General features: G+C 65.2%; 11 protein-coding genes and 1 pseudogene. 2 read left to right on the top strand and 10 right to left on the bottom strand.

What is annotated here, in order from left to right:
• Together PLC66_RS20090 and PLC66_RS20085 are read left to right on the top strand one after the other, a co-directional pair.
• A pseudogene (locus PLC66_RS20090) lies at nt 1-243 on the top strand (hypothetical protein); the annotation flags it as partial.
• Nucleotides 244-835: 592 nt separating this feature from the next.
• On the top strand, nt 836-1,837 hold the full coding sequence (locus PLC66_RS20085) for a LysR substrate-binding domain-containing protein (RefSeq protein WP_324543816.1): 1,002 nt from the start codon (nt 836-838) through the stop codon (nt 1,835-1,837).
• 387 nt (nt 1,838-2,224) lie between these two features.
• Here PLC66_RS20085 and gpmI read toward each other — a convergent pair whose 3' ends face one another.
• The 10 genes from gpmI to PLC66_RS20035 all read right to left on the bottom strand — a co-directional run bounded on the left by gpmI (nt 2,225) and on the right by PLC66_RS20035 (nt 16,260).
• Nucleotides 2,225-3,868, bottom strand: coding sequence for a 2,3-bisphosphoglycerate-independent phosphoglycerate mutase (gene gpmI, locus PLC66_RS20080; protein WP_324543814.1), 1,644 nt, complete (start codon nt 3,866-3,868; stop codon nt 2,225-2,227).
• 134 nt (nt 3,869-4,002) lie between these two features.
• A complete protein-coding gene (gene ppc, locus PLC66_RS20075; RefSeq protein ID WP_324543812.1) occupies nt 4,003-6,771 on the bottom strand; it encodes a phosphoenolpyruvate carboxylase in 2,769 nt (922 codons plus the stop codon).
• Between the two features lie 129 nt (nt 6,772-6,900).
• A complete protein-coding gene (gene eno, locus PLC66_RS20070) occupies nt 6,901-8,184 on the bottom strand; it encodes a phosphopyruvate hydratase (protein ID WP_324543818.1) in 1,284 nt (427 codons plus the stop codon).
• A gap of 106 nt (nt 8,185-8,290) precedes the next feature.
• Complete coding sequence (gene pyk / locus PLC66_RS20065) at nt 8,291-9,718, bottom strand: pyruvate kinase (RefSeq protein ID WP_324543810.1); 1,428 nt, start codon at nt 9,716-9,718, stop codon at nt 8,291-8,293.
• A gap of 158 nt (nt 9,719-9,876) precedes the next feature.
• Complete coding sequence (locus PLC66_RS20060; protein WP_324543808.1) at nt 9,877-11,172, bottom strand: TRAP transporter large permease; 1,296 nt, start codon at nt 11,170-11,172, stop codon at nt 9,877-9,879.
• Complete coding sequence (locus PLC66_RS20055; RefSeq protein ID WP_324543806.1) at nt 11,169-11,597, bottom strand: TRAP transporter small permease; 429 nt, start codon at nt 11,595-11,597, stop codon at nt 11,169-11,171. The genes PLC66_RS20060 and PLC66_RS20055 overlap by 4 nt, the downstream gene beginning before the upstream one ends.
• 107 nt (nt 11,598-11,704) lie before the next feature.
• Nucleotides 11,705-12,721, bottom strand: a complete 1,017-nt coding sequence (locus PLC66_RS20050) for a TRAP transporter substrate-binding protein (RefSeq protein WP_324543804.1) — start codon at nt 12,719-12,721, stop codon at nt 11,705-11,707.
• Between the two features lie 38 nt (nt 12,722-12,759).
• The gene (locus tag PLC66_RS20045) at nt 12,760-13,533 is read right to left on the bottom strand and encodes an SDR family NAD(P)-dependent oxidoreductase (RefSeq protein ID WP_324543802.1); all 774 of its coding nucleotides are present in this window, start codon (nt 13,531-13,533) and stop codon (nt 12,760-12,762) included.
• A gap of 41 nt (nt 13,534-13,574) precedes the next feature.
• Nucleotides 13,575-14,981: a four-carbon acid sugar kinase family protein gene (locus PLC66_RS20040; protein WP_324543801.1), complete on the bottom strand. Its 1,407-nt coding sequence runs from the start codon at nt 14,979-14,981 to the stop codon at nt 13,575-13,577.
• A 4-nt stretch (nt 14,982-14,985) separates the two neighbouring features.
• A complete protein-coding gene (locus PLC66_RS20035) occupies nt 14,986-16,260 on the bottom strand; it encodes a ribulose-bisphosphate carboxylase large subunit family protein (RefSeq protein ID WP_324543799.1) in 1,275 nt (424 codons plus the stop codon).
• Nucleotides 16,261-17,186: the final 926 nt, after the last annotated feature.

Raw genomic sequence — 17,186 nt, 5'->3', positions numbered from 1 at the left:
TGGAAGCACTTTCCAAAAAGGGGCGAAAATCGGGGTGAAGTGTCGAACCCCGGCGGTCTCGATCCATCGGCCTACGGTACGCACTCGATGCGGCGTACGAAGGCGATCTTGATCTACAAGCGCACGAAGAACCTGCGGGCCGTTCAGTTCCTGCTGGGCCACTCCAAGCTCGTGCCGACCTTGCGGTGTTTGGGTATTGAGGCGGACGACGCACTGGAGATCGACGAGCAGATCGAGATCTGATGGCGTAGGGCAAGTCGTCGGCCTGACATGACGCTCACGGATGGCCTCGATCCGCGATCAACGGCCGCTATGCGGATGCGGTTTTCAATAGCGGCAGCCGGCCATCAAGAGACATAGCGGGTGCGAAAGTTCGCGCAATGCGAAGGGCGGGTAACTGATCCTTGACCGGCCGGCAGTATCCCTTGGTACTTAGACAGGTGACGATCCTTGCAGCCCAATTGTTGGTGTCCGGATAATGACTCTCAGCCGGGGGCCGCTCAATCTGCTGGCCATAGCCCCTTGAAGACGACTGCGCTCGGTCACAAACTGAACGTATTTTTCTAAGGTATGCTTCTCGCGCTTCGGCCCAGCTCCGGATCCCTATCGCTTGTGGGGGTGAGCCTTGGCCCCTGTCGTCTGCTTTCGGTCAGGCGCTTGATGAGTGCGGCGCGACGACCGAGATTGGTGGTCTGATGGTGCGGGGGATGATCGACCAAATCGAGCCCGCGATGGAACGCACTCGGCGACGATAACGAGACCCAAATGGTGATGCAGGGGATCCATCCGTGATGACATTCGAACGTGGTGCCTTTGGATTACAGGCTGGCTGGCCATGCAGACACCCCGACCGTCACTGAATGCGCTGCGCGCCTTTGAGGCGGCGGCACGGTTGCGCAGCGTGACGGCGGCGGGCGAAGAACTGTCGGTAACACATGGTGCCGTCAGTCGCCATATAAGGGCCCTGGAGGAGTTGCTCGGAGTGACATTGCTGATCCGGGGGCCGCACTCCACCGATCCGACGGTCGAGGGTGCGCGCTTGGCCGAGGGCCTAGCGGCGGCGTTCGCGCGGATCCAGGCTAGCATTGAGGAGTTGAAGCCCGGCCCTCTAACGCTGTCTTGTTCGACGTCGATCATGATGTATTGGCTGATGCCGAGGATTTCACGCTTCCACGAGCGGCACCCGGACGTCGAACTGCATTTCGACATGAACTTCGGTCGCTACGATGCGATACGGGACAAGATCGCGGTCGCAATCCGCAATTCGATGATCAAGCCACCGCCGGATGTCGTCGTCCGCGAACTGGCTGTCGAGCATATCGGCCTCGTATGCTCACCTGAGTACATGCGGTCGGCGCGGCTACGCTCTTTCGACGATCTGGCTGCAGCGCGACGACTGGCGCCGAAGACGAGACCGCAAGCGTGGCACGATTGGACCTCGGCTTTCGGGTACCAGGGGGAGGAGTTGTCCGTGAGTGACTATTATGATCACTTCTACTTGATGATTCAGGCGGTGATCTGTGGCCTCGGCGTAGCCACCGTGCCGCGCATGCTGGTCTTGGATGATCTTCGCTCCGGGAAACTCGTTGCCCCCTTTGGTTTTGTCCCTGGCCCTTACAAGTTGGTCCTGTGGCTTGCGCCGCACGTGAGTTCCAGGACAGATGTACGTGCCCTCGCTCAATGGTTAAGTGAGGAATTGAAGGAAACCTGCGGGAATGAGGAGAACGTTTCAGCGCCGCCAGCGCTGCGTTTGCAAGACGTGGTCAAGGTGAACTCGGGCCGTCGAATGCCAGCAACGCGATCGTCAGTGAAGCTGCCGAAAGAAGACGGCGCATAGGCGATCGTGGGGCGAATTGTCCCAGATCGGATCCGCAGTGACTCGACGGAAGGTCAGCACGAATGGGTGGGCGGGACCGCACCCTGTCCTTTAGGTTTTATATGTTGCGCGTCCAGCGCAACCAAGCCAGCGAGGCGGGTCAGGTGTTGTCGTGGACGCGGATTAAGTGCCGCAAGCAACTGCCTGAGCGCCGACGGGTTCAGGCGGTCGTTGATACAAACGCTCCTGCTGTAGCGTGTAGTCGCCAGTGCAGTGGCGACCGCCCGGCTCGCCGCTATCGCCACCAGCGTGTCGCGCCGCCGCCATCGCTCTTCGGTCAGGCTAGTACCGCCCACTATCAGAATCGTCGGCACCGTCCAGCGCCACCTCAATTCCGCCGAACGGGGCTCAGCGCACTAACAGCAGACTCGCGTCCCAGGCTTCGTGCCGCTCGAAGCCGATCAGGTTTGCCACTGTTGCTGCGATGTTCGACAGGCCTGCACCTTTAATCGCCTTCAACCCGAGCATGTCGCCGCTGACGTTGTCGTAGAGGATCAGCGGCACCGGGTTGAGCGTGTGCGCGGTCTTGGCCTTGAACGAGCCGTCGGCATTCTGCGCCGGCTGCCGGGTCTTCTTGTCGAGCTCGAACATTTCGTCGGCGTTGCCGTGGTCGGCGGTGATCAGGGCGACGCCGCCGGCCGCGTCGATCGCGGGCAACAGGCGCGAGAGCGCGAGGTCGACGGCCTCGACCGACATCGTCGCGGCGCGGAAATGGCCCGAGTGGCCGACCATGTCTCCGTTGGCGTAGTTGCAGCGCAGGACCTTGTACTGGCCGGATTGGATCGCGGCGATGATCGCGTCGGTGATCTCGGCGGCCTTCATCCACGGGCGCTGCTCGAAGGGCACGACGTCGCTCGGTACCTCCTGCCAGGTCTCGCCGTCGAACTTGTTCGAGCGGTTGCCGTTCCAGAAGTAGGTGACGTGGCCGAACTTCTGCGTCTCCGAGCACGCGAACTGCGCGATGCCGGATTTCGAGAACCACTCGCTCATGGTGTTGCGGATCGCCGGCGGATCGACGAGGAAGCGCTTGGGCTGCTTGAGATCGCCGTCATACTGCAGCATACCGGCGTAGGTCACCTTGGGCACACGGATGCGGTCGAACTTGTCGAAGTCGGCGCCTTCCTCGAAGGCCCGCGTGATCTCGATCGCGCGGTCTCCGCGGAAGTTGAAGAAGACGACCGCGTCACCGTCCTCGATGGTGCCGACCGGCTGGCCGTCCTTGCCAATGACGAAGGCGGGCAGGTCCTGGTCGATGGTGCCGGGGTGCTTTGCGCGCAGCGCCCGCACGGCTTCCGATGCGCTGGCGAATTGTGTTCCGCGACCCAGCACGTGGGTATGCCAGCCCTGTTCGACCATCTTCCAGTTGGCGTCGTAGCGGTCCATGGTGATCGTCATGCGCCCGCCACCGGAGGCGATCTGCGCGTCGAAGTCGCTTGCCTGCAGCTCAGCGAGGAAGGCCTCAAAGGGCTCGACGTATTCGAGCGCGCTGGTCTCGGGCACGTCGCGGCCGTCGATCAGCGCGTGGATGCGCACCGCCTTCACGCCTTCGTCGCGCGCGCGCTGCACCATTGCCTTGAGGTGGTCGATGTGGCTATGCACGTTGCCGTCAGAGAACAGGCCGATGAAGTGCAGCACGCCGCGGCCGGCCTTGGCGCCGGCGACCACCTGCTGCCACGCTGCGCCGTGCCAGATGGCGCCCGAGGCGATTGCACCGGCGACCAGCGCTGCGCCCTGCGCATACACCTGACCCGCGCCGATGGCGTTGTGGCCGACCTCCGAGTTGCCCATGTCGTCGTCCGACGGCATGCCGACCGCGGTGCCGTGTGCGCGCAGCGTGATATTCGGGTATCTGGCGAACAGCGCGTCGAGCGTTGGCTTCTTCGCGGCGGCAATGGCGCTGCCGACATCGGTCTTGGCAATGCCGTAGCCATCCATGACGATGACAACGACCGGGCCGGCAACGCCGGGGAAAGACGAGAGCCTTTTTAGCATGCTGATGCCCACCTGTGAGGGTCGAAAGATTCGTTTTTTACCATAGGACGCCGCCATACCCGCGCGGCGGAAGTCGGCCGGCCGCAGGGTATACGTCCGCTAGTGACGCCGGCCGGCCAAGCTCCTGCGCAGGCTCATCCGCTGTTCCGCAGGCCTGCCGCGATGCCGTTGATCGAGAGGTGGATGCCGCGGCGGATGCGTTCGTCGTCGGCCCCTTCGCGGTGGCGGCGCAGGAGTTCGACCTGCACGTGGTTGAGCGGGTCGAGGTAGGGGAAGCGGTTGCGGATCGAGCGCTTCAGCAGCGGGTTGGCGTCGAGGAGCTCGTCCTGGCCCGTGATCTTCAGCAAGGCCGCGACGGTCGCCTCGTGTTCGGCGCGGATGCGCGGGAAGATCGAGTCGCGCAAGGCCGCATCGCGCACGAGACCGGCGTAGCGGCTGGCGATGGCGATGTCGCTCTTGGCGAGCACCATGTCCATGTTCGAGAGCAGCGTCGCGAAGAAGGGCCACTCGCGGTGCATCGCCTGCAGTCGTTCGAGGCCAACGGCACCGTGGCGGTCGAGGTAATCGGTGACGGCGGCGCCGAATCCGAACCAGCCGGGCAGCATCAGGCGGCATTGCGACCAGCTGAACACCCAGGGGATCGCGCGAAGATCCTCGATCGCGAAGGTTTTCTTGCGCGCGGCCGGACGCGAGCCAATGTTGAGCTGGGCGATCTCGTCGACGATGGTGGACTCGCGGAAATAGGTCTCGAAGCCGTCAGTTTCGTACACCATCGCTCGGTAGGCGCGGAAGGCCGCGTCGGAGAGTTCGTCCATCGCTGCGAGGAAGTCCTCGCGCGGGGCCGCTTCCTTGCCGGACAGCAACGTCGCCTCGAGCGTTGCGGAGACCAGCACTTCGAGGTTGCGGCGGCCGACTTCAGGGTTGCCGTACTTGGCGCCGATGATCTCACCCTGTTCGGTGAGGCGGATCTGGCCCTGCACCGCGCCGCCGGGCTGCGCGAGGATGGCCTCGTAGCTCGGGCCGCCGCCTCGGCCGACGGCGCCGCCGCGACCGTGGAACAGACGCAAGCGCACGTCGTGGCGTCGGAAGACCTCCACCAGCGCAATCTCGGCCTTGTACAGCTCCCAGCCGGAGGTGAGGAAGCCGCCGTCCTTGTTGGAGTCGGAATAGCCGAGCATCACTTCCTGGGTGCGTCCGCGCGAGTCGAGCAGGCGCTGCCACGCGGGCAGCGAGAGCAGCCGGTCCATGATCGGGCCGCTCGCCTGCAGATCGGCAATCGTCTCGAAGAGGGGGATGACGTTCACCGCAAGGGTGCCCGCGTGAGGGTCGAGCAGGCCGGCTTCCTTGAGAAGCAGCGCCACTTCGAGCAGGTCGGAGACGCCGTCGGCCTTGGAGATGATGCAGTTGGGCACCGACGCGGGGCCGTAGTGCCAGTGCGCGTCGCGCGCCATGGCGAAGATGGCGAGCTCCGACGCCGTCTCGGCCGAGTAGGCGTAGTGCGGCGAGGCGAGCGGGCGTGCGGTGGCAAGCTCGTCGAGCAGCAGGTCGACGCGGTCGGTCTCGTCGAGTGTCAGGTAGCCGGTGCTGGGATGGGCCACTTCGAACAATTCGGCCACCACGCGCTCATGCACCTCGGAATTCTGGCGCAGGTCGATCGGCGCCAGGTGGAAGCCGAACACCGACACGGCGCGGCGGATGTGGCGCAGGCGACCGTGTGCGAGTTCGGCCGAGCCGTGGGCGACGAGCGAGTCATGCACGACGTCGAGGTCGGCGCCGAGCGCCGCGGCGCTGGCGTAGGGCTGCGCCGCGTCCGACGCGGGGCTTGCCGGGCCGCCGAGGAGCGCGTGGCGGGTGGCCTGCACGCGGGCGTGAATGCCGGCGACGGCGCGGCGGTAAGGTTCGTCGCTGCGATGGGGCGAGCGGTCCGGCGAGGCGTCGGCGAGCGCCGTTAGCGCGTCGGACATCGGCACAAGAAGCGCGGCCAGCGAGAGTTGCGAGGCGAGGATCTCAAGTTCGGCGAGATACTGCTCGAGCACCCGGCGACACTGCATGCGCAGCGCCTTGTCGAGCATGTCGGCGGTCACGTAGGGATTGCCGTCGCGGTCGCCGCCGATCCAGCTGCCTACCTGCAAGAAGGATGGCAACTCGCGTCCGGCGAGGCGCGGGTCGCGCTCTGTCAGCGCGTCTTCGACCGCAACATGCAGGCGCGGGACTTCGCGCAGGAAGGTGGTGTCGTGGTAGCCGAGGCCGTTGTTCACCTCGTCGACGACCGACAGCTTAGTCGGGCGCAGCATGCGCGTCTGCCACAATGTCAGCACCCCGCGGCGCAGCGCGTCGTCGTTGTCGCGGCGCTCGTCGGGCGTGAGCTGCATGCGGTCGCGCAGGTCGAGCAGGCGCGCGATCGCGGTGTGGCAGTTGAGAATGCTCTTCCGCTGCACCTCGGTCGGATGAGCCGTGAGCACCGGAGCGATGCGGGCGGTGGCGAAGAAGTCGGCCAGCGCCGTCACGTCGAGACCAGCGTCGAAAGCGCGCTGCATCGCCAGCGTGAGGCTGCCTTCGCGCGGCGCGGAGCCCGCGATGAGGTGCGCGCGCGAGCGGCGGATGTGGTGCTGGTCCTCGGCGAGGTTCGCGAGGTGGGAGAAGTAGCTGAAGGCACGCACGACGTGCAGGGTGTCTTCGCGCGAGAGTTGGTCGAGGGCGGCCTCCAGCTCCACGCGTGCGCCGTGATCAGCGTCGCGGTGGAAGCGGATGGAATTGCGGCGGATGCGCTCGACGAGTTCGAATACCGCCTCGCCCTCGCGGGTGCGTACGATTTCGCCGAGCAGCCGCCCGAGCAGACGGATGTCTTCGCGCAGGGCCTGGTCCTTGCCCGGGTTGAGATCAGCGTTCGGGGCAGCGTTCACGGCAGGACTCCGGAAGGCAATTGGTCCGCCGCACGACGGGACCGTATGGAATAGGAAGGACCGGCACCACCGCCAGCGAGTGAGCGTTGATGCGATGCCGGTTGGAGCGCAATCGCTGCGTCGCCGCGTTCAGCGCGACGCGAAGGCCTTGGTACCCGCGAAGCGCGCGTCGGCGCCCAGTTCGCGCTCGATCGCGAGCAAGCGGTTGTACTTCTCGACGCGGTCGGAGCGGCTTGCCGAGCCGGTCTTGATCTGGCCGCAGGCGGTCGCCACAGCGAGGTCGGCAATCGTCGTGTCACCGGTTTCGCCCGAGCGGTGCGAGGCGATCGACGCGTAGCCGGCGCGGCGCGCCATTTCCATCGCGGCGAGCGTCTCGCTGAGCGTGCCGATCTGGTTCGGCTTGATCAGGATCGCGTTGGCGATGCCCTTTTCGATGCCCTTGGCGAGGATCTCGGTGTTGGTGACGAAGAGGTCGTCGCCGACGAGCTGCACACGGCGACCGAGACGGTCGGTGAGCACGCCCCAGCCTGCCCAGTCGTCTTCGGCCATGCCGTCCTCGATGCTGACGATGGGGTAGTCGCCGACGAGCTCCGCGAGGTAGCCGCAGAATTCGGCGCGCGAGTAGCGCTTGCCTTCGCCTTCGAGGTGGTAGGCGTCGTCACGGTGGAATTCGGACGCGGCGCAGTCGAGCGCGAGCGCGATCTCCGAACCGGGCTTGTAGCCAGCGCGACCAATCGCCTCCAGGATCAGCTCAAGCGCTTCGCGGGTGCCGCTGACGTTGGGCGCGAAGCCGCCTTCGTCCCCGACGGAGGTGGGGTAGCCCTTCTTGTCGAGCAGCGACTTCAGCGCGTGGAACACGCCGACGCCGGCGCGCAGCGCATCGCCGAATCGATCGAACCCGTGCGGCACGATCATGCATTCCTGGATGTCGAGGCTGTTGTTCGCGTGCGCGCCGCCGTTCATGACGTTCATCAGCGGCACCGGCAGCTCGAAGCCGCGCGCAGCGTCGCCGAGGTGGCGGTAGAGCGGGATGGATTGCGCATTCGCCGCGGCGTGGGCGGTGGCGAGCGAGACCGCAAGCAGTGCGTTGGCGCCGAGGTGCGACTTGTCAGCGCTGCCGTCGAGTTTGCAGAGCAGCGCATCGATCGCGCCCTGGTCGCGGGCATCGCGCCCCTTCAGGGCGGCGGCGATCGGGCCTTCGACGTTGGCGAGCGCCTTGGTCACGCCCTTGCCGCCGAAGCGGGCAGCGTCGCCGTCGCGCAGCTCAAGCGCTTCGCGCGCGCCGGTGGAGGCGCCGGAGGGGACCCCAGCGGTTCCGGCGTGGCCGGAGGCTAGGCGCACGGTGGCCTGCAGGGTCGGGTTGCCGCGGGAGTCGAGGATTTCGAGGGCTTCGATCGAGGTGATGGCGGTCATGGTCATTCAGGGTTCCGGTCAGGGCTGGAGGGTGCAGGGGCGAGCGGAAGAACGATCGGGGATCAAGCAGTCCGGATCGCGGTCTCTCGCCCGGGTGGGGGGCGAGTCAGCTTGCTCGTTCGCCCTCAGGCCACGCGAGGCGCAGCAGGTTGGTGCTGCCGGGGGTGCCGAAGGGCACGCCGGCGGTGATGACGACGGCCTGGCCCGGCGCGGTGAGGCCTTCGGCACGGCAGTGCTCGAGCGCGACGTTGACGATCTCCTCGACCGCGCAGGCTTCGACCGAGCGGCGGGAACGCACGCCCCACACGACGCAAAGGCGGCGGGCGACCGACTGCGAGGGAGTGAGGCCCAGGATCGGCGAGCGCGGACGCTGATGCGCAATCCGCAGCGCCGTCGAGCCCGAGGCGGTGAACGCGACCGTCGCGGACAGCGGCAGCGTCGCCGCCACCGCGCGGATCGCGGTGCCGATCGCGTCGGTCGCCGTGCCCTTTGGATCGGCACCGACCGCTTCCATCAGCTGGCGCTGCAGCGGGTCGGCCTCGGTGCGGGCAATGATGCGGGCCATCATCGCGAGCGCGTCGGTGGGGTACTTGCCCGACGCGGTTTCCGCCGACAGCATTACCGCGTCGGCGCCGTCGAACACCGCGGTGGCGACGTCGGAGGCTTCCGCACGGGTGGGTGCGGGGGCCGAGATCATCGATTCGAGCATCTGCGTCGCGACGACCACCGGCTTGCCGGCGCGGCGGCACAGCCGCACGATGCGCTTCTGCAGACCGGGCACGTCCTCGGGCGGCAGCTCCACGCCGAGGTCGCCGCGCGCGACCATGATGCCGTCGGCGAGTGCGATGATTCCTTCGAGCTCGACCAGCGCCGACGGCTTCTCGATCTTGGCCATCAGCAGCGCCTTGTCGCCGATCAGCGCGCGCGCCTCGGCGATGTCCTCGGCGCGCTGGACGAAGGACAGCGCAACCCAGTCGATGCCCAGCTCCAGACCGAAGGCGAGGTCCCGGCGGTCCTTGGCGGTGAGCGCGGAGAGCGGCAGCGCGACGTCGGGGACATTGACGCCCTTGCGGTCGGACAGGCGTCCGTCGGTCAGCGCTTCCATCTCCAGCACGCCTTCGCGCTTGGCGACGACCTTGAGCCGCATCTTGCCATCGTCGACCAATAGCACGTGGCCGGGACCGACGGCGGCGATGATTTCCGGGTGTGGAATCGAGACTCGGCTCGCATCGCCCGGTGTGGGATCGAGGTCGAAGCGGATACGGTCACCGCGTGCGAGCGTGACGCCGCCTTCGGCGAAGGTGCCCAGGCGAAGTTTCGGCCCCTGCAGGTCGATCAGCACACCGATCGGACGGCCGAGGCCCTCCTCGACGGCGCGGATGCGCTGATACACGGCACGGTGGTCGTCGTGCGTGCCGTGGCTGAAATTCAGGCGGAAGACGTCCGCCCCAGCCTCAACCAGGAGGCGTAATGTTTGCTCGTCGGCGCTTGCGGGCCCGACGGTCGCGAGGATCTTGGTGCTCTTGCCTAGCATGGTCGCTCTCACGCCGCCTCGGCGGCAAAGGGGTTAGGGTGTGTGTGGGGGGCGGGTGCCGTGGTGGCACCCGAGTCAGAGCAGGCGTGCGGCGAGCACCGCCTGTCACCTGTGCTGCCGCTCGGCGCTGTCGCAGTTGTTCGCTGCGACAGTGCCGATCAGAACAGCCGGTACCAGAGCGATACCTGCGGAACGTAGGTGATCACGGCCATCATCACGAGGCATGCCACCAAGAACCAGCCGAGGTGCCTGAGCAAGTCAATGATCGGTACGCGGTTGGTCCGCGCCGCGACGTAGAGGTTGGCCGCCAGTGGCGGAGTCAGCAGGCCGAGCTCGATATTGGTCACCAGGATGATCGCGAAGTGGATCGGGTCGATGCCGTACTGCACCGCAGTCGGCGCCAACAACGGCCCCATCAACAGCGTCGCAGCATTGGTCTCCATGAACATGCCGACCACGAGCAGGATGACGTTCACGATCAGGAGAAACACGAGCGGGCTGTCAGTCACCGTAATTGCCCATGCAGCGATCGACTGCGGAATCTGCTCGAGCACCATGGCGCGGTTAAAGACGCTGGTGAAGCCGATGATCACTAGGATCGCCGCGGCCGACAGCGCCGTGCTCAGAAAGATCTTCTCCAGGTTGCGCGCTCCGACCGTACGGTTCGCGACCGTGACGAGCAGCGCGTAGACCGCGGCGACGGCAGCCGCCTCGGTTGGCGTGAAGATGCCAGAGTAGATGCCCCCGAGGACCAGCACTGGCAACATCAGCGCTGGCAGCGCCTTGACGAAGACGCTCGAACGCCGAGTGACAACCGCCGTCGCAGACGCCGACTCTGAGCCAACCGAGGCGGGAGGCTTCTCCTTGCCGCCGGGAAGCACTCGGCGTGCTAGCGAGGCGTGCACGATCATGAACGCGATAATCATCAAGATGCCCGGCATCAACGAAGCCAGGAAAAGCTGCGTGATCGAGACACCGACGATCGAGCCGTAAAGGATCAGCGGAATCGACGGCGGAATCAGCACACCAAGGAGACCTGCCGAGGCATTGAGCGCCGCGGTGTATCCAGGCGAGTAACCACGATCGATCATTTCCTTGCCGACCGTGCTGCCGATCGCTGCCACCGTGGCCACGGACGAGCCGGTGATGGCGCCCATCAGCGCGCTTGACAGCACCATCACGTGGCCAAGGTGTGCCCGCACCCGACCGATGAATATGTCGCACACGGCGGTGAGTTGGCGAATCAGGCCGCCGTGGCTCATTAGCTGGCCCCCCAACAAGAACAGCGGGATGGCCAGCAACGGGAAGACGGTGATGGTGTCGAAGGTGATGGACGGCAGCACCGACCAGTCGATGTTCCAGCGTTCGGCGTTGGCAATGACCAGCAAGGTGAAGGCGATGCCGACCGGTACGCCGCACAGCAGGATCAGGATGAGGGTTGGACCGAGAATCATGACAGTTCCTCGAAGGCCGGCGGCGGCTCATCAGTGGCAGCACGGAGCAGTTCCGCGACCGCATGCAGCAGCACCAGAGCCATGCCAAGGGGAAAGAAGAAGGCCGGGACCGCCACGGGCGTGCCGAGATCGAGGCCGCGTTCACCGGAGCTGAGCGCGGTCTGGAAGAAATCCAGCGCGGTGTGGAAATACACGGCACCGAAGACGATCATCGCGAGCGCCACGACCACCCGGCCAAGCCGGCGCACCTGGTGGTTGTTGACGTGGTGGATGATGTCGACGGCGATGTGCGTGCCGGTGTAGGTGCACATCGCTGCGCCGACGAAGGTCAGTGGCGCCATCGCGAAGATGGCGATCTCGCCAGCGTCGGGAAGTACCAGGTTGAAGTAGCGGACCACGACGCTGACGGTAACGGCCAGCAGCATGGCGACAAGTGAAGCGATGCAGACCCACTTCTCCGCACGAAAGGCCTGTCTTTCGACTGACTGAAACAAGCTACTTGTACGTCGTAATGCTGACATGGCCGCCTCCATCACTGCTGCCGCGCTGCGGCGGCCTCTTGGCGAAGGGCTTCGATGCGCTCAGCCCCGTAGGTCGAAGCAAGCTTTTCCCACACGTGCTGCCCCACCTTCTCGAACTCGGCCATCGCCTGCGCAGAGGGCCGAGTCACCTTGATGCCGCCCTCCTCGATTTTCTTCAGGAACTGCGCGTTCATCTCACGGTTCTTCTGGATCTGCTTCTTGGTGACCTCATCGGCGGTGTCGGTGAGGATCTTCTTCTCGGCATCGGACAACTTCGACCAGAAGCGCGAGCTCGACGCGACCGTGCCCATCGCATAGACATGGTTGGTCAGCGTCATGTACTTCTGCGTCTCGAAGAGGCGCGACTCATAGGTGATGCTGGCGCCGTTGTCCTGGCCATCGACTGTCTTCTGCTGCAGCGCAGTAAACAATTCCGAGAACGGCATCACCACGACCTGGGTACCGGCATCTTCGAAGAACGTCTTGATCGCGGCCGAGCCGGGGACGCGCAGCTTGAGCCCCTTCATGTCGGATGGACTTTCTATCGGCCGGTTGGAGTTGGTGACCGCGCGGAACTCCAGTTCGAAGAAGCTGAGGGTTTCGATGTTCAGCTTGCCGAGCGTCTCGCGCAGCGTTGTCTGCAGCACGCCCTTCGGGTTGTAGAAGATCGCGTCGACCATCTTGAAATCGGTGGCGATGTACGGCAGGTAGTGGATGTCGAGCAGCGGGTTCAGTCCGGCGAGCGAGCCGGGGTTGAGCAGTGCCAGCTCGAGCGAGCCGCGGGACAGTTCGCGTGCCTGCGCCATCTCTCCGCCAAGCTGGTTGGCCGGGAAGACGGTGATGCTGATCTTGCCGTTGGTGCGCTCGCCCACCAGCTTCGCGAACTCCTGCGCCGCCTGATCCATCGGGCTGTTGGCGGCGAAGACGTGCCCCAACCTGGCCTTGACGTCCTGCGCCGCTGCGGGCGCGACAACGAAGACCGATGCCACTGCGAGAGAAATGCTCGCGATAAAGTTGCGCTTGTTCATGTGTCGTCTCCTCTTTCCACTTGGGGGTAACAGATAGGTCAAATGCCCCTGGCGCCAGAGGCCAGGAAGCCTCCATCGACCGGCAGGGCGATGCCGGTCACGTAACCTGCGTCTTCCGACACCAGGTACATCACTGCCGCTGCGATTTCCCCAGTCGTTCCGTAGCGGTTCATGGGGATTGCGTTCGAGTATTCGCGGCGGAACTGCTCTGTGTGCAGGGTTCGCGTCATCGGGGTGTCCACCGGTCCGGGAGCGACCGCATTGGCGGTGACCCCGTGCTCGGCCAGTTCGACCGCCATCTGCCGGGTCAGGGCGATCACTGCACCCTTCGATGTGCCATAGGCCGTGCGTCCGCTGCCAACCGCACGCATGCCGGCCACGGAGGCGATGTTGACGATTCGCCCCCACTTGCGTCGCGCCATCAGCCGTGCCGCCTGCTGGCAGCACAAGAAGGCGCCCGTGACGTTGACCGCCATCGTCGCGGCGAAGTTATCCAGCGGGAAATCGAGGAATGGAAAGACCTTGGCGATGCCAGCGGAGTTGACCAGCACGTCGCAGCGACCGTGACGCCGATCGATCTCGGCGAAGGCGCTTGCCACCGATGCGGGATCGCTGATATCGACTGCCAGCGCCTCGGCCGCGCCACCTTTAGCGCGCAGGTCTGCGACGGTTGCCTGCGCGGCAGCCTCGTCGCGATCTGCGACAATGACGATCATTCCCGACGCGGACAGTCGCTGGCAAACCTCGGCGCCGATTCCCATCGCGCCGCCGGTGACGACCGCGACGCGCTGTTCTGAAGTGGATTGCTGCATGTTCTCGATTCCTCTTGAGTGAAGTTGGATATCGCCGAAGATCAGGCCTTCGGCGCGCTGCCTCGCAGCGCGTGGACGAAGTAGTCGGGGCCGCCCATCTGTCCGCCCTTCAGCGCCAGTTCAAGGCCGCGCAGGTGAGGCGCCGACGACAACACCGTGCACAGCGGGGCGCCAGGCGCCAAACGGGCGCGGATCTCGAGGGCATCGGGCGCCAGGTCCTGGGTGATGCGGCTCGAGGTATCGCCGCCCGAGAGCACGAGGCGGCGCAGCGGATGGCTGCGGACGATTTCGTTGACCACGGTGCCGAGTTGTTCGGCGACCATGCGTCCGCTCTGATGCCTGGCCTGCTCCGGGCTGCAGCCGCGGGCGCGCAAAGTCTGGATCAGGCGCGCCACCCGCGGGTCGTCGGGTCCGCGAGCGGTGTGCATCACGACGCTTGCGCCGTCGGCAAGGGCAGCGACAACATCGCGGACCAACTGCTTTTCGGCGGCACCTGTTTCGGGTCCGATGGTCAGTGCCTCGACATCGATCGCGATTTCGCGGAAGCCGGCGGCGACCGCCGTCTGGATCTGTGTTTCGCTAAGCTTCGAGGCACTACCTGAGACGACCAGCACTTGCTCGACCGGCTCGAACCGCTCGTAACGGTCCATCTCGGGTGTAAGGCCCTGCTGCTTCCAGAACTGCGTCAGCGCATACTCGACGCCCGAGGAGCCGACGATGAATAGTGGCGCATCTCGCCCCGACGCCATCTGCTGCAGGCAGGCGCCGGTCGCGGTCAGGTGCGCCTCGGTCAGTCCATCGAAGACCACGCCCTGGTAAGACGAGGCCATCGACGCGATGCGCTCGGCAAGTTCGGTCGGCGCAGCATCAAGGCTGGTGAGCGGGATGTTGCCGATGTCCAGTGCCGCCTGCTGCTGCAGGTGGCGTCCGAGATCCGACTCTTGCATTGGCGTCACCGGGTGCACACTCATGATTGGGTGGCGGTCGATGCGGTAAACCTGACCATCGGTGCCCGAGCGCGCGAACAAATGGCCAAAGACACAGTACCGACCAAGCGCAGGGGTGCCAGCGACTATTGGAACCAGCGGCTGCGGGTATGCCGCACGCGACAGTTCGATGACCCGGCCGATGCTTCCAACGGTCGGAGCGCTGTCAAAAGTCGAGCAGACCTTGTAGTGAACAAGTTGCGTCGGCAGGGCAGCGAGGCTGCCAAGCACGTTGGGCAGTTCAGTGTCCATTTCCGCCGGGGTCATCGCCCGGCTGCTGCCGGCTACGCCGATGGCATCGAAGTCGCCGAGCGCCTCCATCTGGGCGGGCGTGGGGACCGACAGGAAAAGCGCGCAGCGCAGACCGCTGAAGGCAAGGACTTCCAAGGCATCGGTCGAACCGGTGAAGTCATCGCCATAAAAGGCAAGCCTGAGGGCGCCGGGGATGTTTTTCGCAGCCATCGCACTATCGTCCGGAGAATTGCGCGAGGGCGCCCTTCAGCGCAGGCCGCGACTTGGCGTATTCGGCCAGGTCGACACCAGCGACCGCGGCCTCCCAGGCTTCCCGCATGCTGTCCACCCCTGCAGCGATGCCATTGGGGTGGCCGATGATCCCGCCCCCGGCCAGGTGCATCAGGTCGACCGACTTGAGCTGCCGATACAGGTCCGGTGCCTGCCCTCCCCACTGCCCCGAGGAGAAGACCGGGACGATCGATGGCTGTCCGCCGAGCGGCGCCATGCAAGCCTTTGCGGAAGCGATGACGGACTCGTCGGGCTCCCAGAACTTGCTGCGCAGGCCATTGACGTGAAGCTGATCGACCCCCGCCAGGCGCCAGACTTTCTGGTAAGCGGTGAAGTCCATTCCAAGTTGCGGGCAGCGCGTCAATGCGCCCCAACCGTTGCGGTGACCGTGGATCGGCACCTGTGCATAGCGGCGGAGGTCCTCGACCGCCGACAACCCAACCCAGTTGACGCTAACCATTACGCAGGTGCCACCGGCGCGGACCACGTCGTCGTGGCGCCGCCGCATCTCTTCGCCGCTGCCCGAGATGTTGATCGCGTACATCGGCATGCGACCCAGACGATCGGCGTGGCGGTGCAGTACCGGCATTACGGCGCGAAGTCGCTCGTCGAAAGACGCATACGGGGGGTCGGCCATCAGCTCATCGTCCTTGATGAAGTCGATGCCTGCCGCGCACAGCGAGTCTACGAGTTCTGCCGTCTGCGCTGGGGTCAGGCCGATACTCGGCTTGATGATCGTGCCGATTAGCGGTCGATCATGGACCTGCGTCAGGGCGCGCGTGCCCTGGATTCCGAACTGCGGGCCGGCAAAGCCACGCAGGTATTCGGCGGGCAGGTCGAGATCGAGCAGCCGGAGGCCGGTAACCTCACCCAGTTCGAACAGATTGCCAGCCACGGTAGCCATCAGCGTTGTGAGGTTAGTGCCAACGTTATCGATCGGGAACGCGATCTCGATCTCGCCGCGGTTATAGACGTCCGCACCGCCGCGGCGCGCCACGTAGGCGCTGTTCAGCGCCGGTTCGTGCGCCGGCGGCAGCGGGTCGATACGAACGACCCGAGCGCGAGACCGGCGTTTCAGATCGTCGCTTTCGCTGGCGAGGGCAAGAAAGGTTCCACTTGATTGTTCGCCTGCAATCACGTCGGCGACCTTTTGCAGAGGATCGGGGCTTTCGACCCAGTAGCGTGCGCGGAACTCCGCGCGTTGATTTTCGTTCGGCATCAGCCTGGTCCGTCCTGTTCTAGTCATCCGAAGGAGTGGTCCCGAACTGAAGCGCCTGTGACTTTCAGGCCGAGACCGTTGAACGAATCCTAGGCAACCAGACCTTGACTAACAATCGATTTAAACTTCCGCCTATGTGAGTAAAGCTCACAGCGCAGGCTAGTGCGAACAAGTGAAAGCTGCCGGCAAGAGTGATCGCAATCCTGTTGAGCTGATCGACAAGGGGTTGGTCATCCACCGCTGCGAGAGCCAGGCAACCCGGATTGCACTTTCAGGCGGCGACACGAGGGGTGGCTGCCGCTCATGCAGCGAAGCCTCAATGACCGTGTCAGCTGATGAGGAGGCGGGCATGAAGAGAAGGCTGGCAGCTTGAAGATCAGAAAGCCGACTTCGGCCTTGCAAGCATCTTCAGGCAGGTCAGGGTCGGTAGTGCGAGTTGGAAATTCGGGTAAGTCGACATCCTGTTTGCATGCAGCCGAGGAGAATCGAACGGCGGCAGTGGCCGATGACCTCCCTGAGCCCAAAGTGAGACAGCCGACCGGACCACGATGACTAACCCGCCATTGGCGTCCGGCGAGATTTCTCAGCGGTCATCTCCTTGATGACGGCGCGCTGCGATCCAGGCTGCCGCCGATCCCGACGACGCGGATCGCGCTTCCGTAGCGCCCGGGTTTGCCGTCTTCCACGGGCAGAACGAGCTTCCCGGCCTGCTCAGTTGTGACACAGTCGGCCGCCACGGGGCCGCGGCGTTGTGCCAGAGTTGAACGCTACCGGGTGGCAGCGCGGCAGGGCCTTGGGCGGAGAGCTCGCCTGGGGCCTGCATGTGCCCGTCGCCCCGGCTTGGCATATCGCTTGCATGGGGCGTGCGCATGAGTACGACGACCGAAACGAATCCCTCCGCGTCCGTGTCCGGCGCAGCCGCGCAG

Origin of the sequence: Thauera sp. (genome assembly GCF_035444905.1) — a bacterium.
Classification (GTDB): domain Bacteria; phylum Pseudomonadota; class Gammaproteobacteria; order Burkholderiales; family Rhodocyclaceae; genus Thauera.
Note: the sequence above shows the minus strand (reverse complement) of the source record. Positions and strands in the feature narration are given on the sequence as shown.